Origin of the sequence: Methylobacterium terrae (assembly GCF_003173755.1) — a bacterium.
Classification (GTDB): Bacteria; Pseudomonadota; Alphaproteobacteria; order Rhizobiales; family Beijerinckiaceae; genus Methylobacterium; species Methylobacterium terrae.
Map to the genome: position 1 here is coordinate 5,943,718 of NZ_CP029553.1, position 19,707 is coordinate 5,963,424.

The window sequence follows — 19,707 nt, forward strand, 5'->3', positions numbered from 1 at the left end:
TGCATCGACACGTCGGCGCATCGGCGTTCGGCGCAGGGGCGCCGGCGCCCGCTCGGGCTCGCCCGGCACCGTCGAACGGGTTCGTTCGACGGTGCCGCGGCATCACACGCTCTCGCCGCGCCGGCGCCTTTCGGCGTCGTCCCAGGCGGTGAGCGGCTGGTAGTCGGGCACGAAGCCCAGCCCCTTGCGGGCGTCCGACGACACCGCGACCTGCGAGGTCGTCACGTCGATCAGCGCCGGGGCGTTGGCCAGCGCCCGCGCGATCGCCGGGGCCAGATCCTCCGGCCGCTCGACCCGCTCGCCGTGGGCGCCGAGCGCCCGGGCCATCGCGGCGTAGTCGGAATCGGCGAGCAGCGTGCCGACGACCCGGCCGCCGTAATTGAACTCCTGGTCGTAGCGCTCGATGTTCCAGGCGGCGTTGTTCGACACGATGATGACGGGCTTCGCCCCGTGGCGGACCGCGGTGTCGATCTCCATCGCGTTGATGCCGAAGGCGCCGTCGCCGGTGACGCAGATCACCTGCCGGTCGGGATGGGCGAGCGAGGCCGCGGTGGCGTAGGGCACGCCGACGCCGAGGCAGCCGAAGGCGCCGGCATCGAGGTAGGTCCGCGCCTCGAGGCCGACCCGGGCGAAGCTGAGAAGATCGCCGCCGTCGGCCACTGCGATGTAGTCCGGGGCCGCGACCTGACGGATCGCCGCGAAGATCGCCGCCGGGTGGACGCGGCCGTCCTCCCCCGTCTGCGGCACGCTCGCCCCGGTCGAGCGCTTGAGGTGGCGCTCGCGCAGCCCTCGCGCCCACGCCGTGTCGAGGGCGGGCGACCGGTTGCCGGCGGCGTCCACGATGGCGGCGAGCGCCAGCGCGGGCGTCGCGAGCAGCTCCGGCTCGCCGCGGCGGTTGTCGACGAGTTCGCCGGCCGTGTCGGCGATGCGCACGAAGCGGGCATTCGGGAACACCGCCGGCGAGCCGTAGCCGAGCTGGTAGTCGAGCTTGCGGCCGATCACCAGGACCACGTCGGCCTCGGTCATCGCGGCGGCCCGCATCGCGCCGACGGTGGCCGGATGGTCGGCCGGCACCAGGCCGCGGCTCTCCTGGGTGTCGAGGTAGACCGCACCCAGCGCGTCGAGGAGGCGGACCAGCTCCGGGCCGGCCGTCTTGGCGCCGCGGCCGCTCACCACCAGCGGGCGACGCGCGCCCCACAGCACCTCGACGGCCTTCGCGACCGCCGCCGGATCGGGCGGCAGCAGGCGGGGTTCCTTCGGCGCCATCCAGTCGTCGAGCACCAGCTGCGGCGGCACGTGGGCGCGCAGCACGTCGGTCGGGATCTCGATGTAGACGGGACCCGGTTCGCCGAGGTCGCCCATGGCGCGGGCCACCGCCTCGTCGAGCTCGCGGATCACCTGGTCGGCGACCCGGGCGGTGCGCGACTGGCGGGTGACCGGCCTCAGGATGTCGACGTGCGGGATGTCCTGGAGCGGGCCTAGATTGGCCTGCGCCCGCGAGGTGCAGCCGCCGATCAGCAGCACCGGCACGCGGGCGAGCGAGGCGTTGGCGATGCCGGTGACGCAGTTGGTGACGCCGGGCCCGGCGGTCGCCATGCAGACCCCGAGCTCACCCGTCAGCTCGGCGTGGGCGTGGGCCATGTGGACGGCGGCGCCCTCGTCGCGCACGTCGACGATGCGGATGCCGAGGCGGGCGCAATGGTCCCAGATCGGCTGGATGTGGCCGCCCTGGAGCCCGAACACCCGATCGACGCCCCGCGCCTTCAGGAACTGCGCGATCCAGGCGGCGCAGGATTGCGCGTCGGCGTTGAGGTCCTGGACGGTGTCGGTCGGCTGGCTCATCGGGTTTCTCCCTCCCGTTCGTGTCGTTGTTCGCGCCATCGGCGCGTCGTGCCCGCCTCGGAATTCATTCCGGGTGAGGATGGTATCTTCGCAGATCACGAAGCCCGGATCCGCTGCCCGCACCCATATAGAGCGCCCTTCCCCTCTCCCCGCGGGCGGGGAGAGGGCCGCTGACCCCTTGTCGGGTCAGCGGCAAGCGCAGGCGCAAGCCGGAGCGAGGGTGAGGGGGTATCTCCAGATGAGACTCCTCCGGCATTTCCCCCTCACCCTCGCCCTGCGGGCTTGCTGCGTTCCCTGAACGGGAACACAGCCCTCTCCCCGCCCGCGGGGAGAGGGGAGACCCGCGATCCATCCGTCGAAGGCCCGGAGTTGGTCGCCCCCTACCCCTCCCCGCGCACCAGCCTCTCCTTCAGCTTCCGGTGCAGGTTCTTCCCCGTCGCCGTGCGGGGCATCGCGTCGTCGGCCATGAACGAGACCGTGCGCGGGCGCTTGAAGCCGGCCAAGCGGTCCTTGCACCATCCGAGGATTTCGCCCTCGGTGGCGGAGGCGCCGTCGCGCAGCACGACGACGGCATGGACCCGCTCGCCCCAGGTCTCGTCCGGCAGGCCGACCACCGCGACGTCGTGCACCGCCGGGTGGCCGCCGAGCAGGGCCTCGACCTCGGACGGATAGATGTTCTCGCCGCCGGAGATGATCATGTTGCTCTTGCGGTCGACGAGGTGGATGAACCCGTCCGCGTCGCGCCGGGCCATGTCGCCGACGGTGCAGTACTCGCCGCGGAAGGCCTCCTTCGTCTTCTCCGGCAGCTTCCAGTAGCCGTCGAACAGGTAGGGGTTCGAGCAGAACAGCTCGCCGGCCTCGCCGTCCGGCACCTCGTTGCCGGCTTCATCCAGCAGCTTGATCGGCGCCGAGCCGACGCATTCGCGGCCGACCGAGCCGAGCTTGGTGAACTGCTCGGGCGGGTGCAGCATCGTCGCCCAGCCGACCTCGGTGGCGCCGTACAATTCGTAGAGCCCGGAATTCGGGAAGAACTCCATCACCGCCCGCTTGGTGTCGGGCCGGGCCGGGGCCGAGGAGATCATCAGCCGGGTGATGCGGGTGAGGTCGTAGCGGTCCCGGACCTGCTGGCTCAGACCCAGCATCATCGCGTAGTGGGTCGGCACCAGGGAGGTGAAGCTCGCCCCGCCCTCGGCGAGCGCGCGCACGCAATGCTCCGGGTCGAAGCTCTTGCGCGAGTACACGCTGGTGACGCCGCCGCAATAGCTGAACGCGCCGAAGAAGTAGAGCGAGTTCGCGTGACACATGGGCATGACCAGCAGTGCCGAATCGCGCCGGTGGATGCCGAGCTCGATCTCGGTGATCATCGACAGCATGGCGGCGCCGCGATGCGAGCGGATCGCCCCCTTCGGCTTGCCGGTGGTGCCCGAGGTGTACATCAGCATCCACGGGTCCGACGGGGCGATCACGGTGCCGGGCTCGTCCTCGCGGGCCCGGCCGATCAGGTCCTCGTAGGACGAGAAGCCCGCCGGGCACGGCGTCGCCCCGAACCACACCACGCGCGACTCCGCCACCGGCAGGTCGGCGCGGATCTCCTCGATCGTGCCGGCCAGCTCATCTTGCAGGATCAGGGCCGAGACCTCGGCATCCTCCAGGATGTAGCGCACTTCCCCGCCGACCAGCCGGAAGTTGATCGGCACCGCGACGAGGCCGGCCTTCGCCATCGCGGCGTAGATCTCGAGCCACTCGACGCAATTGTAGGCCAGCACCGCGACCCGCTCGCCCTTCGTCAGGCCGAGGCCGAGCAGGCCGTTGGCGAGGCGGCAGGCGCGGGCGTTCCACTGCCGGAACGTCATCTCGCGCTCGAGGTCGCGCGCGCCGATCCGGTCGGGCTGCAGGCGCGCCTGGACGGCGAGCATCTGCCCGGGCGTGAGCACATCCCTCATCGTGGTCGTCCTCGTCTGGTCTCTCGGGGCGAGATGGGTTCGTCGATCGTCTTGGCGGCCCGTCCCACTCGCGACCTCAGGATGAGGTCGCGAGTGGAAGAGGCAAGAATCTGCCGGAAAGGCCGAACCCTCAGCCGATGTCGCCTGCATATTTCTGCACCAGCGCCCAGGCCTCCGGCCCGAACTTCTCGCGCCACTGGCCGTAGAACTTGGTCGCCTTCAACGCCCCCTGGAAAGCGGCCGGGTCGGTGGCGTTGAACGTAAGCCCCCGTCCCTCCAGCTCCTTCTGGGTGTCGCGGTTGGCCTGGGCGATGTCGTCGCGCTCCCTCAACGCCGCGGCGTTGAGGTGCTTCTCCATGATCGCCCGCACGTCCGCCGGCACGCCCTTCCAGACCCGGCCGCTCGCCATCATCCAGAACCCGTCCCAGGCGTGGTTGGTGAGCGAGCAGTATTTCTGCACCTCGTAGAACTTGGCGAAATTGATCAAGGCCAGCGGGTTCTCCTGCCCGTCGGCGATCCGGGTCTGGAGCGCCGAATAGGCCTCGCTCAGCGGGATGCTGACCGGCGCGGCGCCGAGCGCCGAGAACATCGAGACCCAGAGCGGCACCACCGGCACGCGGATCTTGAAGTTCTTGAGGTCGTCGGGCGTGCGGATCGGCTTGGTGCTGGTGGTGATCTGGCGAAAGCCGTTGTCCCAGGTCGTCTCGAAGGGCACGAGGTTCGCCTTCTCGATCGCCCGGCGGATATAGCCGCCGACCTCGCCGTCCATCGCGGCCCAGACCTTGTCGTAGCTCGTGAAGGCGAAGCCGATGCCGGTGAGCGAGGTCGCCGGCACGAGCGTCGAGACCACGGTGCCCGGGAAGGTCGCGAGTTCGAGCGCGCCGGAGCGGATCTGGGACAGCATGTCCGAGTCGCTGCCCAGCTGGTTCGACGGGAACAGGCTGATCTCGACGGCGCCGTTGGTCTCCCGGCCGATCGCCGCGATCGCCTCCTTGAGGCGCACGTTCACCGGATGCGGCACCGGCAGGTCGGTGCCGAGCTTGAAGGCGAGCTTGGCGCCTTGCGCCAGGGCCGGCCGCGGGAAGCCGGTCGTCAACGCTGCGGCGGCACCGAGGCTTGATGCCAGCAGGTGCCGCCGGTGGAGACCCGTGGAGCGGGGGGTGTTCATGGCGTTTCTCCCTCGACCGAATTCCGAGCCGTCGTTCGGGCGCGTCCCGCTGCGGCATTTATTGAATTCAGAATTCGAATTTCGAATTCGGTATTGCACGGGCCTCCGGTTTGCGCAACACGTCCGGAACGAGTTTCTGCGTGAAGGGGGATCCGGCCATGGCCGGCGAGACCGACGCCCGCAGCCTGACGCGCCACCGGCTCGTCGAGCAGGTCTACGGCGCGATCTTCAGCGAGATCACCGAGGGGCGGCTGCCGCCCAACACCCGGCTGATCCAGGACGAACTGGCGGATGCCTACGGCGTCTCGCGCCAGCCGGTGCAGCAGGCGCTGCTGCTGCTGCGCAACCACGGCATCGTGCGCGACGCGCCCCGCCGCGGGCTGGTGGTGGCGCCGCTCGAAGCCGCGTTCGTGCAGAACCTCTACGAGGTGCGCGGCGTGCTCGAAGGCCTGACGAGCCGGCTCGCCGCCGAGCGCAACCCGGCCCGGGCCGGCCGAGAGGGTCTTCCCCTGGTGGCGGCGGGGCGCGCGGCGGCGCAAGCCGGCTCGGTGGCGGGGCTGATCGAGGCCGACATCGCCTTCCACCGCTTCCTCGGCGAGATCGCCGAGAACCCGATCATCGTCGAGACGGCGGCGCCGCACTTCAACCACCTGCGGCGGATCATGGGCGAGGTGCTGCGCGAGGACGAGGCGATGCCGACCCGCATCTGGGACGAGCACGCGGCGATCCTGGACGCCATCGCGGCGGGCGAGGCCGAGGCGGCCGACCGGTTGTCGCGCCAGCACATCGCCCGGGCCGCCACGATCTTCGTCGAGCGGCTTCAGGCGCAGGAGGATGCGTTCGCGCTGGAGGCGCGCAGCCGGCGGGTGCGGCGGTAACACGATCGGCGATGTAGCTGGCGCTTCATCGCTTCAAGGAAACCTTTCAACACCCTCCCCTTTCCCGGACGATCGGAGCGTCAGCGGAAGGAGATCCGGGAAAGGGCGCGGCGTTTGACGATGGGCGGGTGGATATCGGTGGCCGCCGTCAGCGTGACCGTCGAGGGCCCCCCTCCCACTCACCCCCGCGGAAACACCCGCGCCGCCCCGACCGCGAGCGCCACCCGGTCGCCCGGCTCGTAGACCTCCGTCACCTTCACCTCGACCGGGGCCTCGGCGCCGTCGAGGAGGATCTCCGCCACGGTGCCCCGCCCGGTGCGGCGCCATTCGCGCACGGTGCCGGGCAGCGTGCCGGGTCCCTGCCCGACCGTGAGGTCCCAGGGCCGCAGGCAGAGATCGACGGCTCCTTGCGGCCAGCCGGCCTCCGCCGCGATCACCGGGCGGCCGGCGACGCGGACCTCTCGGCCGACGACCTCGGCCGGCAGCCGCGCGGTCTCGCCGACGAACGACATCACGAAGCGCGAGGCCGGGTGGTCCTGGACCTCGTGAGGTGCGCCGACCTGCTCGATGCGGCCCTTGTTGAGGATCGCGATCCGGTCGGCGAGCTCCAGCGCCTCGTCCTGGTCGTGGGTGACGAAGATCGTGGTCTGGCCGGTCTCGCGGTGGATCTCGCGCAGCCAGCGGCGCAGGTCCTTGCGGACCTGGGCGTCCAGCGCCCCGAACGGCTCGTCGAGGAGCAGCACCGAGGGCTCGACCGCGAGCGCGCGGGCGAGCGCGACCCGCTGGCGCTGGCCGCCGGAGAGCTGGCCCGGATAGCGCCTGGCGAGGTCGGGCAGCTGCACCAGCTCGAGCAGGCGCTCGACCCGGCGGCGGATCTCGTCCTCCTTCGGGCGGTGGGCCCGGCGGCGCGAGCGCAGCCCGTAGGCGATGTTCTCGAACACCGTCAGGTGCCGGAACAGGGCGTAGTGCTGGAACACGAAGCCGACGCCGCGGCTCTGGACCGGGATGTCGGTGGTGTCCTGCGAGCCGAAGAACACCCGGCCGCCGTCGGGGATCTCGAGGCCGGCGATGACGCGAAGCAGCGTCGTCTTACCGGAGCCCGAGGGGCCGAGCAGGGCCAGGAGCTCGCCCGGCTCGATCGCCAGGCTGACGCCCTCGAGCGCCGCCGGGCCGTGGCCGCCGTAGCTCTTCACGATGCCGTCGACCCGCACCGCCGTGCCGGCGTGGCGCAGGCGCTCGGAGGACGCGGCCTCGACCGGACGGACTTGCGCGTCGCGGCGCAGGGACAGGGCGGTGGGAGCGAATCCGGCCGTCATCTCAATGGGCTCCGCGTCCGGCCAGCGCATCGGCATGGCGCCATTCGAGGAAAGATTTACCCGCCAGGGTGACGAGCGCGAGGAGCGCCAACAGCGAGGCGATCCCGAACGCCGCCACGTAATTGTACTCGTTGTACAAGATCTCGACGTGGAGCGGCATCGTATTGGTCAACCCCCGGATCCGGCCCGACACGACCGACACGGCGCCGAACTCCCCCATCGCCCGGGCGTTGCAGAGCAGCACGCCGTAGAGGAGCGCCCAGCGCACGTTGGGCAGCGTCACGGTGCGGAAGACCCGCCACGGGCTCGCGCCCAGGGTCAACGCGGCCTCCTCGTCGGTGGTGCCCTGGTCCTGCATCAGCGGGATCAGCTCGCGCGCCACGAACGGGAAGGTGACGAACACGGTGGCGAGCACGATCCCCGGCACCGCGAAGATGATCTCGATCCCGTGCCGGTTGAGGAACGGGCCGAACAGCCCCTGCGCCCCGAAGATCAGCACGTAGATCAGGCCCGCCACCACCGGCGAGACCGAGAACGGCAGGTCGATGAGGGTGATGAGCAGGTTACGGCCGCGGAACTCGAACTTGGCGATGGCCCAGGAGGCGCACAGCCCGAACACGACGTTGAGCGGCACCGCGATCACCGCGACGAGGAGCGTCAGGCGGATCGCCGCCAGCGCGTCGGGCTCGGCGAAGGTGGCGATGTAGGCGCCCAGGCCCTTGCTCAGCGCCTCGACGAACACCACCGCGAGCGGCAGCAGCAGGAACAACCCCAGGAAGGCCACCGCCAGGAGGGTGAGCGCGATGCGGACCGGGCGCGGCTCGGTCAGCGCCGCGTGCGGGCCGCGGGCGGCGGGGCGGATGGAGGGAACGGTCGTGTCAGACATGCCCGAACCTGCGGCGGCTGAAATCCTGGACCAGGTTGATGGCCAGCAGCGCGGCGAACGACATCAGCAGCATCACGGCGGCGATGGCGGTGGCGCCGGCATAGTTGAACTCCTCGAGCTTGATCACGATCAGCAGGGGCGCGATCTCCGAGACGTAGGGCAGGTTGCCGGCGACGAAGATCACCGAGCCGTACTCGCCGACCGCGCGGGCGAAGGCGAGGGCGAAGCCCGTGAGCATCGCCGGGATCAGGGGCGGCAGGATCACCGTGACGACGGCCCGGAAGCGCGAGGCGCCGAGGATCGCGGCGGCCTCCTCGCTCGACTTGTCGATCTCGGCCACCAGCGGCTGCACCGTGCGGACGCAGAACGGCAGGCCGACGAAGACCAGCGCCACCAGGATGCCGAGCGGCGTGTAGGCGACCTTGATGCCCATCGCCATCAGGGGCTCGCCGAGCCAGCCGTTCGGCGCGTAGAGGCTGGCGAGCGCGATGCCGGCCACCGCCGTCGGCAGGGCGAAGGGGAGATCCACCAGCGCGTCGATGATCCGCCGGCCGGGGAAGCGGTAGCGGGTCAGCACCCAGGCGATGAGGAGCCCGAACACCGCGTCGATCGCGGCGGCGGCCAGCGACAGGCCGAACGAGGTCTTGAGCGCCGCGAGGTTGCGGGCATCCGTCACGAGCGCCCACAGGCCGGCGGGGCCGACGCTGGCCGCGCGCAGGAGCAGCACCGCCAGCGGCAGGAGGACGATCAGGGTCAGGTAGGTGAGCGTGATCCCGAAGGTCAGGCGGAAGCCCGGGAGCGCGCTCGGCCGCCGGAAGCGGGGGGCGGCCCGCCCCGCGGGCAGGGCCGCGGCGTCGCTCATTGACGGGACTTCAGGATGGCGTCGAAGACGCCGCCGTCGTCGAAGTGGGTTTTTTGGGCCTTGGCCCAGCCGCCGAAGGTGTCGTCGATCGTGACGAGCTTCAGCTTCGGGAAGCGACCGAGGTCCTCCTTGGCCGCCGCCGACTCGTCGCGCGGACGATAGAAGTTCTTGGCGATGATGGCTTGCGCCTCAGGGGTATAGAGGAACTGCAGGTAGGCCTCGGCTTGGCGGCGGGTGCCCTTCTGGTCGACGTTGGCGTCGATCAGCGCCACCGGCGGCTCGGCCAGGATCGAGAGCGAGGGCACGATGATGTCGAACTTGCCCTTGCCGAATTCCTCGTCGGCGAGGAACGCCTCGTTCTCCCAGGCGACCAGCACGTCGCCGAGGCCCCGCTGCACGAAGGTGGTGGTGGCGCCGCGCGCGCCCGTGTCGAGCACCGGCACGTTCTTGAACAGGGCGGTGACGAAGTCCTTCGCCTTGGCGTCGTCGTTGTTGTTCTTCGACAGCGCGTAGGCGTAGGCCGCGAGGTAGTTCCAGCGCGCGCCACCCGAGGTCTTCGGGTTCGGGGTGATGACCTGGATCCCCGGCTTCACCAGGTCGTCCCAGTCCTTGATCGCCTTCGGGTTGCCCTTCCGGACCAGGAACACGATGGTCGAGGTGTAGGGCGTCGAGTTGTTCGGCAGGCGCTTCTGCCAGTCGGCCGGCAGCTTCTTCGAGCGCGCCGCGATGGCGTCGATGTCGCTGGCGAGCGCCAGCGTCACCACGTCGGCCGGCAGCCCGTCGATGACCGAGCGGGCCTGGGCGCCGGAGCCGCCATGGGAGGCGCGCACCGTCACGGTCTCGCCGGTCTTGGCCTTCCACTCCTTGGCGAAGGCCGCGTCGATCGCCCGGTACAGCTCCCGGGTCGGGTCGTAGGAGACGTTCAGGAGGGCCTGCGCCCGGGCCGGGGCCGGGGCCCCGGCGAGCGCGAGCAGCGAGGCCCCGGCGACGAGCGCGAGCGACGAGCCCCGGAACAGCCGCCGCAACGAGCCCAGGAGGCCGCCGCCGGCGGGAGCCACCTCGGCCTTGGCGATGTCGGCCTTGGCGATGTCGGCCTTGGTGACCTCGGCCTTGGCGACCTCGGCCCTCGTCTCGACCTTGGCACCGCCCTGCGGAGAGGCCTGCGGCGCCTGGACCAGACCCAGGGCCGCGGTGTCGGTGGTCGCCCGGTCGATCAGGATCAGGCTGCCGGTGTCGCGGTTCTGGCGGTAGGCATCGACCGCGACCTTGCGGTCGAGGCTGAGCGTCACGTCGCCGATGTCGTTGGCGCTCAAAGCGTCGGCCGGCACGCCCTGCCCGGTCTCGGTGTCGATGCGCGCGCGCACGGCCTCGACCACGGCGTTCGCCGTCACCGTCCCGACCTTGGCGAGGTAGGTCGCGCCCGGCGTCAGCTCGGCCTCGTTGGCCCAGAACAGCCGAACCTCGAGCCGGTCGCTGACGATCGGCGGTTGCGCCGCCGCCGTGATCACGCTGCCGCGCGAGGCGTCGACCTCGTCGGCGAGAACCAAGGTCACCGACTGGCCGGCGATGGCGCGTTCCAGGTCGCCGTCATAGGTGTGGATCCGCGCCACCGTGGACGGGGTGCCGGCGGGCGCCACCACCACGGCGTCGCCGACCGCGACCGCGCCCGAGGCGATCAGGCCGGAGAAGCCACGGAAGTCGGAATTCGGCCGGTTGACCCACTGCACCGCCATGCGGAACGGAGCGGCCTCCTCCTCGACGTGGGCGGGCACCTCCTCGAGGTACTGCAGCAGCGGTGCACCGGTATACCAGGGCGCGGCCGTGCCCGGCAGCACGACGTTGTCGCCGTTCGCCGCCGAGAGCGGGATGCCGGTGACGTCGGCGAAGCGCAGATCCTTGGCGAAGGCCTGGAACTCGGCCAGAATCGCCTCGAACCGACTTTCGGACCAGCCGATCAGGTCCATCTTGTTGACCGCCAGCACGACGCGGCGGATGCCGAGCATCGAGACCAGGAGCGCGTGGCGCCGGGTCTGCGGGCTCAAGCCCTTGCGGGCATCGACCAGCAGCACCGCGACCTCGGCGGTCGAGGCGCCGGTCGCCATGTTGCGGGTGTACTGGACGTGGCCCGGAGTGTCGGCGACGATGAAGGAGCGCCGCTCGGTCGAGAAGAACCGGTAGGCGACGTCGATGGTGATGCCCTGCTCGCGCTCGGCCTGCAGCCCGTCGACGAGGAGCGCGAGATCGAGTTCCCCTCCCCGCGTGCCGTGGCGGCGCGAGTCGCGCTCGAGCGCGCTGACCTGGTCGTCGAAGATCTGCTTGGTGTCGTGAAGCAAGCGCCCGATCAGGGTCGACTTGCCGTCGTCGACCGAGCCGCAGGTGATGAACCGCAGCACTTCCTTCCGCTGATGGGCGGCGAGAAAGGCCTCGTAGCCGAAGGCGCGGGTGGATTGGTGCACGGTCATCAGAAGTAGCCTTCCTGCTTCTTGCGCTCCATGGCGCCGGCGCCGTCCTTGTCGATCACCCGGCCCTGCCGCTCGGAGGTGCGGGCGGCGAGCGTCTCGCCGATGATCTCCGGCAGGGTCGCGGCGTCGCTCTCCACCGCCCCGGTCAGCGGGTAGCAGCCCAGCGTCCGGAAGCGCACCAGGCGCATCTCCGGCGTCTCGCCGGGCTGGAGCGGCAGGCGCTCGTCGTCCACCATGATCAGCTGCCCGTCGCGTTGCACCACCGGGCGCTCGGCCGCGTAGTAGAGCGGCACGATCGGGATGTTCTCCTGCTCGATGTAGAGCCAGATATCGAGCTCGGTCCAGTTCGACAGCGGGAACACCCGCAACGACTCACCGCGCTGCTTCTTCATGTTGTAGAGGTGCCAGGGCTCGGCGCGCTGGCGCTTGGGGTCCCAGCGGTGCTGCGCGGTGCGCAAGGAGACGATGCGCTCCTTGGCCCGCGAGGCCTCCTCGTCGCGCCGCGCCCCGCCGAAGGCCGCGTCGAACTTGTGCTTGTCGAGGGCCTGGCGCAGGGCCTGGGTCTTCATCACGTCGGTATGGACCTCGGAGCCGTGGCTCACCGGCCCGATGCCGCGGGCGAGCCCGTCCGGGTTGGTGTGCACGAGGAGGTCGAGGCCGAGTTCCTTCGCGCGCCGATCGCGGAACGCGATCATCTCGCGGAACTTCCAGGTCGTGTCGACGTGGAGCAGGGGGAACGGCAGCCGGCCCGGCGCGAAGGCCTTGAGGGCCAGGTGCAGCAGGACCGAGGAATCCTTGCCGATCGAGTACAGCATCACCGGGTTCTCGGTCTCGGCGACCGTCTCCCGCATGATGTGGATGCTCTCGGCCTCCAGGCGCTGGAGGTGGGTCAGGCGGTCGAGGCCGTCGGTCCGGGTCTTGAGGGCGGCGCTCATGCGGCCAGCTCCGGGTTGCTCTTGGTCGAGGATGATTCGGGCGAATGTCTAGTGCCGGACTGTGCCGGCTCGAAGGCGGCGGGCTCCTGTCCGGGCCTGATCTCCTGACTGGAGGGGATCTTCTGGCCGGGCGCTCCGGCGACGTGGAGGCCGCATTCCTGCTTGCCCGCCTGCTCCCACCACCAGCGGCCGGCCCGCTCGGGCTCGCCCACCTTCACGGCGCGGGTGCAGGGCGCGCAGCCAATCGACGGGAAGCCGCGATCGTGCAGCACGTTGTAGGGCACGAAGTTCTGATGGATCAGCTCCGCCAGCGCCTCGCGGGTCCAGTCGGCGATCGGGTTGAGCTTGATCAGGCCGCGGGCGTGATCGGCCTCGGCGAGCGGCGTCTCGGCGCGGTTGGCCGACTGCCCGGCGCGCAAGCCCGTGAGCCAGCCGGCGGCGCCGGCGAGCGCGCGGCCGAGCGGCTCGACCTTGCGGAAGCCGCAGCAGGCCTGGCGCGCCGCCACCGAGTGGCGAAAGCCGTTGATGCCGGATTCGGCGACGAAGCGCTCCTCGGCCTCGCGCTCCGGCGCGTAGGCGCGGATGCGGAAGCCGTAGGCGGCTTCCGTCTCGGCCCAGGTGTCGTAGGTCTCGGGGAAGAGCCGGCCGGTATCGAGGGTCACGATCTCGGCCCGCGACTTCGCCATGCGGAGCGCGTGGGTGAGGGCCTGGTCCTCGAGGCCGAAGCTCGTGGTGAAGACCAGGCGGCCGTCCACCGTCGCGTCGATGAGCGCGAGGCGCTCCGGCAGGGCGAGGGGACGCAGGCGCGAGGCCAGCTCCTGCGCCGCGCGGTCGAGGGGAAGGGTCATGGAGAGCCCGGGATTGGCTGCTTGTGTGACCGGGTAACTGTTCGCTATACCGAACACTGTCAAGGCATGGCTGGGATGCGATCCCGCTGTTTTTCGCAGCGGCAGGTCCGACCTCGCCGGCTATTCGAGGCTTGGCGAACGCCTTGGTCGAAAAACCGTTCCCTGACCGAGGGTCAGTCTTGAAAGATTCTTCTCCAAAACCGGAGCCGCGCAGTGGATGCCATCGACCTGAAGATCCTCGCCCTGCTCCAGAACGACGCGACGCTGTCGATCGCCCAGATCGGGGAGCGCGTCGGCCTGTCGCAGACCCCGTGCTGGAAGCGCATCCAGCGCCTCGAGGCCGACGGGGTCATCGACCGGCGCGTGGCGGTGCTCGACCCGGTCAAGCTGGGCCTGGGGCTGACGGTGTTCGTCTCGATCGAGACCAGCGACCATTCCCGCGAGTGGCTGGAGCGCTTCGCCGCCACGGTCTCGGGGATGCCGGAGGTGCTGGAATTCTACCGCATGGCCGGCGACGTGGATTACATGCTCCGCGTCGTGGTGGCCGACATGCAGGCCTACGACGCCTTCTACAAGCGCCTGATCGCGGTGCTGCCCCTGAAGAACGTGACGTCGCGGTTCGCCATGGAGAAGGTGAAGAGCACCACTGCGCTGCCGCTCCCGTCGGCACCGTTCGTCCAGCCGCTGGCGGCGAACGGGAAATAATCTTCTCCTGCTGCGCGTGCCGACGATAACGATGATCTCCCGCAGCCGCGTTCTTCAAAAAGAACATTTCGGTTGACTCCGGGGCGGCGCGGGCACATCTGTGCGGGCATGTCTCGCTCCGCGCTTCTTCCCCGCACGGCTCCCTTCGGCGACGCCGAGCGGGCCCATCTCGATGCCGCCCTCGGCTCCACCACCGCCCTGCAGCGCGCGTGGCTGGCCGGCTTCCTCGCCGGCCTCGACGCCGCGGGCGGCACTGCCGCCGCCGAGGCGCCCGCCCCGGCCGCCCCGCCGCGGGCCGCCGAGCCGGTGACGATCGTCTTCGCCAGCGAGTCCGGCAATTCGGAGAAGCTCGCCGGCGACGTGTCCAAGCTCGCCCGCAAGAGCGGCTTCAAGCCGAAGGTCGTCGATTTCGCCGACCTCGACGTGGCGGCCCTGGGGAAGGAGAAGCGCCTCGTCGTCATCGCCGCCACCTGGGGCGAGGGCGAGCCGCCGGCCCGCGCGGTGCGCGCCTACGGCGAGATCATGGGCGAGGGCGCGCCGCGCCTCGACGGGGTCGAGTTCGGCGTGCTGGCGCTCGGCGACACCTCCTACGCCGAGTTCTGCGCCATCGGAAAGCGCCTCGACGACCGCCTCGAGGCGCTCGGCGCCAGGCGCGTGCTGCCGCGGGTCGATTGCGACCTCGACTTCGACAAGCCGGCCGCCGCCTGGATCAAGGACGCCCTCAAGGCGCTGGCGCCGCCCGAGCCCGCCGGCAACGTCGTGGCGGTGGATTTCGCCCGCACGGCCGGCGCCGACGAGGAGGCCGAGGTCAGCCGCGAGCCCGTCGTCGTCGAGGTGATCGAGCACGTGAACCTCAACTCGTCGCGCTCCGACAAGGAGACGATCCACCTCGCGCTGGCCTTCGAGGATGCCGCCCCTCCTTACGAGCCCGGCGACTCGCTCGAGCTCTACCCCGAGAACGACCCGGCCCTGGTCGACCAGATCCTCAAGGCCGCCGGCCTCGAGGGCGATTCCGTCCTGCGCCAGGCGCTGCTCGCCGAGCGCGACATCACCACCCTGTCGGCGGCCACGGTCGAGCGCTTCGTCAAGGCCACCGGCCACGAGGAGGCCCGCCGCCTGATCGACTCGAACGAGGTCCGGGCCTGGATCGAGGGCCGCCACCTCGTCGACCTGATCGAGACCTACCCGGCGAAGCTCTCGGCTCAAGCTCTCTCGGACATCACCCGGCCGCTGCCGCCGCGGGCCTACTCGATCGCCTCCTCGCGGGCCGAGGTCGGCGACGAGGCCCACCTCACCATCGCGGCGGTGCGCTACACCACCCATGACCGCGCGCGCACCGGCGTCGCCTCGGTCCACGTCGCGGACCGGATCCGCACCGGCGCCAAGCTCCGGGTGCGGGTGAAGCCGAACAAGCATTTCCGCCTGCCGAAGGACCCGGCGACCGACGTGATCATGGTCGGCCCCGGCACAGGCGTCGCGCCGTTCCGCGCCTTCGTGCAGGAGCGCCGCGCCACCGAGGCGCCGGGCCGCAACTGGCTGTTCTTCGGCGACCGCCACTTCACCCACGACTTCCTGTACCAGCTCGAGTGGCAGGAAGCGCTGGAGGACGGTTCGCTCGCCCGCATCGACGTCGCCTTCTCCCGCGACCAGCCCGAGAAGATCTACGTCCAGGACCGGATCTGGGAGCAGCGGCGCGAGCTCGTCTCGTGGCTCGACGGCGGCGCCCACTTCTACGTCTGCGGCGACGCCAAGGCGATGGCCAAGGACGTGCGCGCGGCGCTGGTGCGTGCCTTCGCCGACGTGAAGGGCCTGGACGCGGCGGCGGCCGAGGCGGCGGTGGCCGGCCTGGAGCGCAGCCACCGCTACCAGCAGGACGTGTACTAGCACTGGAACTGCCTCCCCTCTCCCGTGTGGGAGAGGGGCCGGGGGATCGGAGATCCCGCGTGAGGGTGCTACGCGTCAGTGGAAAGCACTAAACTCGGTGCTTGCAGCGGCGCGGTCTGAGCCCGACTCGGAACCGTAGCACCCTCGCGCGATCTTCGATCGCCCCTACCCCTCTCCCACTCGGGAGAGGGGATCCCGCGTCTCATTCGGCGCTGTCACGTGCCGGGGATGCCGGTAAATTACGCGCCGGACCCGGCGCCCGAACGGACACCACCCCCATGGCCGACCACAAGACCGCCGACACCTCCACCACCGAGCGCGTCTACGAGACGCCGCCGGCCGAGCGCCCGATCACCGAGGCGGAGGCCGCCCGCGCCGCCAAGCTCTCGGCCAACGAGCACATCAAGATCGCCAGCGGCTACCTGCGCGGCACGCTCGCCGAGGGCTTGCTCAAGAACGCCACCGGCGCGATCTCGGACGATGACGGGCAGCTCGTGAAGTTCCACGGGATGTACCTGCAGGACGACCGCGACCTGCGCGCGGAGCGGACCAAGAAGAAGCTCGACAAGGCCTATTCCTTCATGATCCGCCTGCGCATCGCCGGCGGCGTCGTGACCCCGAAGCAATGGCTGATCCTCGACGAGATCGCCCGCACCTACGCCAACGGCACCCTGCGGGCGACGACGCGGCAGACCTTCCAGTATCACGGCGTCATCAAGTCGAACCTCAAGCGCACGATGGCGGCGATCGACTCGGCGCTGCTCGACACGATCGCGGCCTGCGGCGACGTCAACCGCAACGTGATGGCGGCGACGAACCCGGCCCAGAAGGGCGCCCACGAGGCCGCCTACAAGCTGGCGAAGGACATCTCCGACAGCCTGCTGCCGAAGACCAATGCCTGGCGCGAGATCTGGCTCGACGGCGAGCGCGTGGTCGGGGCTGAGGACGCGGCCGAGGTCGAGCCGGTCTACGGCAAGACCTACCTGCCGCGGAAGTTCAAGACCATCGTGGCGGTGCCGCCCTCCAACGAGGTCGACGTCTACGCCCACGATCTCGGCTTCATCGCGATCCTCGACAAGAAGGGCAAGGTGACGGGCTGGAACGTCACCGTCGGCGGCGGCATGGGCATGACCCACGGCGAGGCCGACACCTTCCCGCGCACCGCCGACGTGATGCTGTTCGCGGAGCCGGAATACGCCCTGAAGGTCGCCGAGGCGGTGATGACCGTCCAGCGCGACTGGGGCAACCGCACCATCCGCAAGAACGCGCGCCTCAAGTACACGATCGAGCGCTACGGCCTGAAGGCCTTCCGGGCCGAGGTCGAGAAGCGGGTCGGCCGCACCTTCCAGGACCCGAAGCCCTTCACCTTCACGGGCAACGGCGACCGCTACGGCTGGGTCGCAGGCGACGACGGCAAGCACCACCTGACGCTCTACGTGCCGTCGGGCCGGATCAAGGACGTCGAGGGCGGGCCGCAATTCCTGGCGGGCCTGCGCCGCATCGCCGAGGTGCACCAGGGCGATTTCCGCCTCACCGGCAACCAGAACGTCATCGTCGCCAACGTCCCGGCGGACAGGAAGGCGGAGATCGACGCGCTGGTGCAGGAATACGGCCTCACCACCGGAGCGGGCGCGCTTCGCCGCAACAGCCTCGCCTGCGTGGCCCTGCCGACCTGCGGCCTGGCGCTCGCCGAGAGCGAGCGCTACCTGCCGAGCCTGATCGACGAGCTGGAGGAGAGCCTGGCCTCCCACGGCTTGGCTGACGACGACATCACGATCCGGATGACCGGCTGCCCCAACGGCTGCGCCCGGCCCTTCATCGCCGAGATCGGCCTCGTCGGCCGCGGCCCCGAGCGCTACAACCTCTATCTCGGCGCCGCCTTCGACGGCTCGCGGCTGAGCAAGCTCTACGCCGAGGACGTCACGGCCTCCGACATCCGCCCGAAGCTCGACCCGCTCTTCGCGGCCTACGCCAAGGACCGGACCAAGGGCGAGCGCTTCGGCGACTTCGTGATCCGGGCCGGCTACGTGGCGAAGACCGGCAACGGGCCGGACTTCCACGTGCAGACGGGCGCGCGGAAGGCGGTGGCCTGACCGAGGATCGCGGCGGGCTCGGAGCGTCGAGGCGACCGGGCCTGCCGTCACTCCCACCCTCCCACCTCAGGATGAGGTTGTGGGTGGATGGAGGGGAGACGTTTCCCGCTTCCACTCTCGCGACCCGGAACCCCCCTACTCCGCCGCCTCCAGCTCCTTCACGATCGCCGCGATCACCCGCGGATCGGTCGGTTCGACCGGCGTGGCGAAGGCGGCGGCGAGGTGCCCGTCGCGGCCGACCAGGTACTTGTGGAAGTTCCAGCGCGGGGTCTCGGCCGGCTTCTCGGCGGCCGCCCAGCGGTAGAACGGGTGCGCCTGCGGGCCCGTGACGCCGGTCTTCGCCACGACCGGGAAGGTCACGCCGTGGTTCTTGCGCGCGGCCTCGGCGATCGCCAGCCCGTCGAGCGGTTCCTGTCGCCCGAAATCCGCCGAGGGCACCGCGATCACCGTCAGCCCGCGGGGGCCGAAGCGGGTCCAGAGCTGCTGCAGGCCGGCGAATTGCGGGGCGTAGCCACAGGCCGTCGCGGTGTTGACCACCAGGATCGGCTTGCCCGCCTGCTCGGCGAGCGCCAGGCTGCCGCCCTCGGGCCTCGTGAAGCTGAAGGCGGAGGCCGTGACGCCGCTCTGGAGCGGCGCGGCCCGGGCCGGAACGGCGAGCGCGCCGGCGATCAGGAACAGGGCCTCGCGGCGAACGACCGGCATCGGGGGCTTCCTCGGGAGTGTTCGCCCCGATTGTCTCGCGGCTTCCGCAGCGGCGCAAGCGGTCGCGTATGGTCAAGCTTGCGGCAAGTCCGGGACGCCGCGGCGGCGCCCCGTGAACTTCCACCCGACTGTCACGTTGTCTCGCCAGACCAATGGCAAGCGTGGTGGGAGGCGGCCGTGGACCGGCACGAGATCCTGAATTACTTCGAGCACCGGCGCGACGGCGCGTGGGTCTGCACCCGGCCGGTGACCCTGACCACCGCCCGCGAGAGCGTGGCGATCCGCCCCGGCGCGCGGTTCGATTACGGCAAGAAGGTCGGCGGCATCGACCTCGCCGAGTACCTGGAGCGGCTGGGCTCGCAGTTCGGGTCCTGACGGCGGTCCCGCCCGGGTGACGCAGATGCCACACCCGACGTTAAGGTCGCCGGAGCCTTTTGACCCCGACGCGATCGGCACGATAGGCTCCGCGGATGATCCCTGCCCTGTCCGCACCTCCACCGGTCGAGGAATCCCCGCCCGATACCCGCTGCCGCATCCTGGCGACGGCGGAGCGCTTCTTCCGTGAGATCGGCTACCAGAAGACCACGGTCGCCGACATCGCCAAGACCCTGCGGATGAGCCCGGCCAACGTGTATCGCTTCTTCGACTCGAAGAAGGCGATCAACGAGGCCGTGGTGGCGCGCATCATCGGCGAGGTCGAGGCGCGGATCGCCGTCGTGGCGGACCGGCCCGGCCTCCCGGCGGAGGCGCGCCTGCGCGAGATCATCGTGTTCCTGCACCGGGACGCCGTCGGCCGCTTCACCGGCCATCCGCGCATGCACGAGATGATCGAGGCGGCGATGTCCGAGAGCTGGAACGTCTGCCGCCACCACGTCGACCGCATCACCGCCGTGCTCGAGCGCGTCATCGCCGACGGCGCCGCGCGGGGCGAGTTCGCGGTCGAGGATCCGGCGGTGGCGGCGCGCTGCGTCCACACGGCGATCGTGCGCTTCTGCCACCCGGTGCTGGTGGTGCAGTGCCCGGAGGATTTCGTGCCGGCGCTCGACGCGATGATCGCGTTCCTGATGGGAGCGCTCAGGGCGGGGCCGCGGGTGGCCTGAGCCACCGCCACATCTCCCGAAATTTCTCGACGGACGCCGCCGGTGAACCCTCCCCCCTTACGCGGGGGAGGGTGGCGAACGCA

General features: G+C 70.6%; 16 protein-coding genes and 1 pseudogene. 6 read left to right on the forward strand and 11 right to left on the reverse strand.

Annotation, left to right across the window (positions count from 1 at the left end):
* Positions 1-102 precede the first annotated feature (102 nt).
* The 3 genes from DK419_RS27390 to DK419_RS27400 form a co-directional block, all read right to left on the reverse strand.
* Positions 103-1,842 (reverse strand): thiamine pyrophosphate-binding protein, encoded by a 1,740-nt coding sequence (locus DK419_RS27390; protein ID WP_109961869.1) that lies wholly within the window; start codon positions 1,840-1,842, stop codon positions 103-105.
* A 380-nt stretch (positions 1,843-2,222) separates the two neighbouring features.
* Entirely contained in the window at positions 2,223-3,785 is a 1,563-nt protein-coding gene (locus tag DK419_RS27395; protein ID WP_109961870.1) for a class I adenylate-forming enzyme family protein, read from the reverse strand.
* A gap of 130 nt (positions 3,786-3,915) precedes the next feature.
* Complete coding sequence (locus tag DK419_RS27400; RefSeq protein ID WP_109961871.1) at positions 3,916-4,953, reverse strand: TRAP transporter substrate-binding protein; 1,038 nt, start codon at positions 4,951-4,953, stop codon at positions 3,916-3,918.
* Between the two features lie 158 nt (positions 4,954-5,111).
* Between DK419_RS27400 and DK419_RS27405 the strand changes: the two genes are divergently transcribed.
* Positions 5,112-5,831, forward strand: coding sequence for a GntR family transcriptional regulator (locus DK419_RS27405; protein WP_109961872.1), 720 nt, complete (start codon positions 5,112-5,114; stop codon positions 5,829-5,831).
* Between the two features lie 179 nt (positions 5,832-6,010).
* Here the strand turns inward: DK419_RS27405 and DK419_RS27410 are convergent, their stop codons facing one another.
* The 7 genes and pseudogenes from DK419_RS27410 to DK419_RS27435 all read right to left on the reverse strand — a co-directional run bounded on the left by DK419_RS27410 (position 6,011) and on the right by DK419_RS27435 (position 13,140).
* Positions 6,011-7,147 carry a sulfate/molybdate ABC transporter ATP-binding protein gene (locus DK419_RS27410; protein WP_109961873.1) on the reverse strand — a complete coding sequence of 379 codons (1,137 nt, stop codon included), beginning with the start codon at positions 7,145-7,147 and terminating at the stop codon, positions 6,011-6,013.
* Position 7,148: 1 nt separating this feature from the next.
* Complete coding sequence (cysW, locus tag DK419_RS27415; protein WP_109961874.1) at positions 7,149-8,033, reverse strand: sulfate ABC transporter permease subunit CysW; 885 nt, start codon at positions 8,031-8,033, stop codon at positions 7,149-7,151.
* Positions 8,026-8,895, reverse strand: a complete 870-nt coding sequence (cysT, locus tag DK419_RS27420) for a sulfate ABC transporter permease subunit CysT (protein ID WP_109961875.1) — start codon at positions 8,893-8,895, stop codon at positions 8,026-8,028. Before cysT ends, cysW begins: the two co-directional genes overlap by 8 nt.
* A complete protein-coding gene (locus DK419_RS29710) occupies positions 8,892-9,920 on the reverse strand; it encodes a sulfate ABC transporter substrate-binding protein (protein ID WP_342587227.1) in 1,029 nt (342 codons plus the stop codon). Before DK419_RS29710 ends, cysT begins: the two co-directional genes overlap by 4 nt.
* Positions 9,906-11,357: pseudogene (cysN, locus tag DK419_RS29715) on the reverse strand (sulfate adenylyltransferase subunit CysN); the annotation flags it as partial. The pseudogene cysN and the gene DK419_RS29710, both read right to left, overlap by 15 nt.
* Positions 11,357-12,292, reverse strand: coding sequence for a sulfate adenylyltransferase subunit CysD (cysD, locus tag DK419_RS27430; RefSeq protein ID WP_109961877.1), 936 nt, complete (start codon positions 12,290-12,292; stop codon positions 11,357-11,359). The gene cysD and the pseudogene cysN, both read right to left, overlap by 1 nt.
* Positions 12,289-13,140: a phosphoadenylyl-sulfate reductase gene (locus DK419_RS27435; protein WP_109961878.1), complete on the reverse strand. Its 852-nt coding sequence runs from the start codon at positions 13,138-13,140 to the stop codon at positions 12,289-12,291. The genes cysD and DK419_RS27435 overlap by 4 nt, the downstream gene beginning before the upstream one ends.
* Before the next feature lie 213 nt (positions 13,141-13,353).
* On the opposite strand from DK419_RS27435, the gene DK419_RS27440 reads away from it, so the two are divergent.
* From DK419_RS27440 to DK419_RS27450, 3 genes are all read left to right on the forward strand, one after another.
* Positions 13,354-13,845 (forward strand): Lrp/AsnC family transcriptional regulator, encoded by a 492-nt coding sequence (locus DK419_RS27440; protein WP_109961879.1) that lies wholly within the window; start codon positions 13,354-13,356, stop codon positions 13,843-13,845.
* A gap of 108 nt (positions 13,846-13,953) precedes the next feature.
* The gene (locus DK419_RS27445; RefSeq protein ID WP_109961880.1) at positions 13,954-15,729 is read left to right on the forward strand and encodes a diflavin oxidoreductase; all 1,776 of its coding nucleotides are present in this window, start codon (positions 13,954-13,956) and stop codon (positions 15,727-15,729) included.
* 278 nt (positions 15,730-16,007) lie between these two features.
* Positions 16,008-17,822 carry an NADPH-dependent assimilatory sulfite reductase hemoprotein subunit gene (locus DK419_RS27450; protein ID WP_109961881.1) on the forward strand — a complete coding sequence of 605 codons (1,815 nt, stop codon included), beginning with the start codon at positions 16,008-16,010 and terminating at the stop codon, positions 17,820-17,822.
* A gap of 135 nt (positions 17,823-17,957) precedes the next feature.
* On the opposite strand, the gene DK419_RS27455 is transcribed toward DK419_RS27450, so the two are convergent.
* Positions 17,958-18,524: a glutathione peroxidase gene (locus DK419_RS27455; RefSeq protein WP_109961882.1), complete on the reverse strand. Its 567-nt coding sequence runs from the start codon at positions 18,522-18,524 to the stop codon at positions 17,958-17,960.
* 177 nt (positions 18,525-18,701) lie between these two features.
* Here DK419_RS27455 and DK419_RS27460 point away from each other — a divergent pair, with 177 nt between their 5' ends.
* Both DK419_RS27460 and DK419_RS27465 read left to right on the forward strand, forming a co-directional pair.
* Positions 18,702-18,899, forward strand: a complete 198-nt coding sequence (locus DK419_RS27460) for a hypothetical protein (protein WP_060847913.1) — start codon at positions 18,702-18,704, stop codon at positions 18,897-18,899.
* A 95-nt stretch (positions 18,900-18,994) separates the two neighbouring features.
* On the forward strand, positions 18,995-19,624 hold the full coding sequence (locus DK419_RS27465) for a TetR/AcrR family transcriptional regulator (RefSeq protein WP_109961883.1): 630 nt from the start codon (positions 18,995-18,997) through the stop codon (positions 19,622-19,624).
* Positions 19,625-19,707 lie beyond the last annotated feature (83 nt).

Coding starts and splice junctions, on each gene's coding strand:
- DK419_RS27390 (WP_109961869.1), bottom strand. CDS start 1,842: ATGAGCCAGCCGACCGACACCGTCCAGGACCTCAACGCCGACGCGCAA.
- DK419_RS27395 (WP_109961870.1), bottom strand. CDS start 3,785: ATGAGGGATGTGCTCACGCCCGGGCAGATGCTCGCCGTCCAGGCGCGC.
- DK419_RS27400 (WP_109961871.1), bottom strand. CDS start 4,953: ATGAACACCCCCCGCTCCACGGGTCTCCACCGGCGGCACCTGCTGGCA.
- DK419_RS27405 (WP_109961872.1), top strand. CDS start 5,112: ATGGCCGGCGAGACCGACGCCCGCAGCCTGACGCGCCACCGGCTCGTC.
- DK419_RS27410 (WP_109961873.1), bottom strand. CDS start 7,147: ATGACGGCCGGATTCGCTCCCACCGCCCTGTCCCTGCGCCGCGACGCG.
- cysW (WP_109961874.1), bottom strand. CDS start 8,033: ATGTCTGACACGACCGTTCCCTCCATCCGCCCCGCCGCCCGCGGCCCG.
- cysT (WP_109961875.1), bottom strand. CDS start 8,895: ATGAGCGACGCCGCGGCCCTGCCCGCGGGGCGGGCCGCCCCCCGCTTC.
- cysD (WP_109961877.1), bottom strand. CDS start 12,292: ATGAGCGCCGCCCTCAAGACCCGGACCGACGGCCTCGACCGCCTGACC.
- DK419_RS27435 (WP_109961878.1), bottom strand. CDS start 13,140: ATGACCCTTCCCCTCGACCGCGCGGCGCAGGAGCTGGCCTCGCGCCTG.
- DK419_RS27445 (WP_109961880.1), top strand. CDS start 13,954: ATGTCTCGCTCCGCGCTTCTTCCCCGCACGGCTCCCTTCGGCGACGCC.
- DK419_RS27450 (WP_109961881.1), top strand. CDS start 16,008: ATGGCCGACCACAAGACCGCCGACACCTCCACCACCGAGCGCGTCTAC.
- DK419_RS27455 (WP_109961882.1), bottom strand. CDS start 18,524: ATGCCGGTCGTTCGCCGCGAGGCCCTGTTCCTGATCGCCGGCGCGCTC.
- DK419_RS27465 (WP_109961883.1), top strand. CDS start 18,995: ATGATCCCTGCCCTGTCCGCACCTCCACCGGTCGAGGAATCCCCGCCC.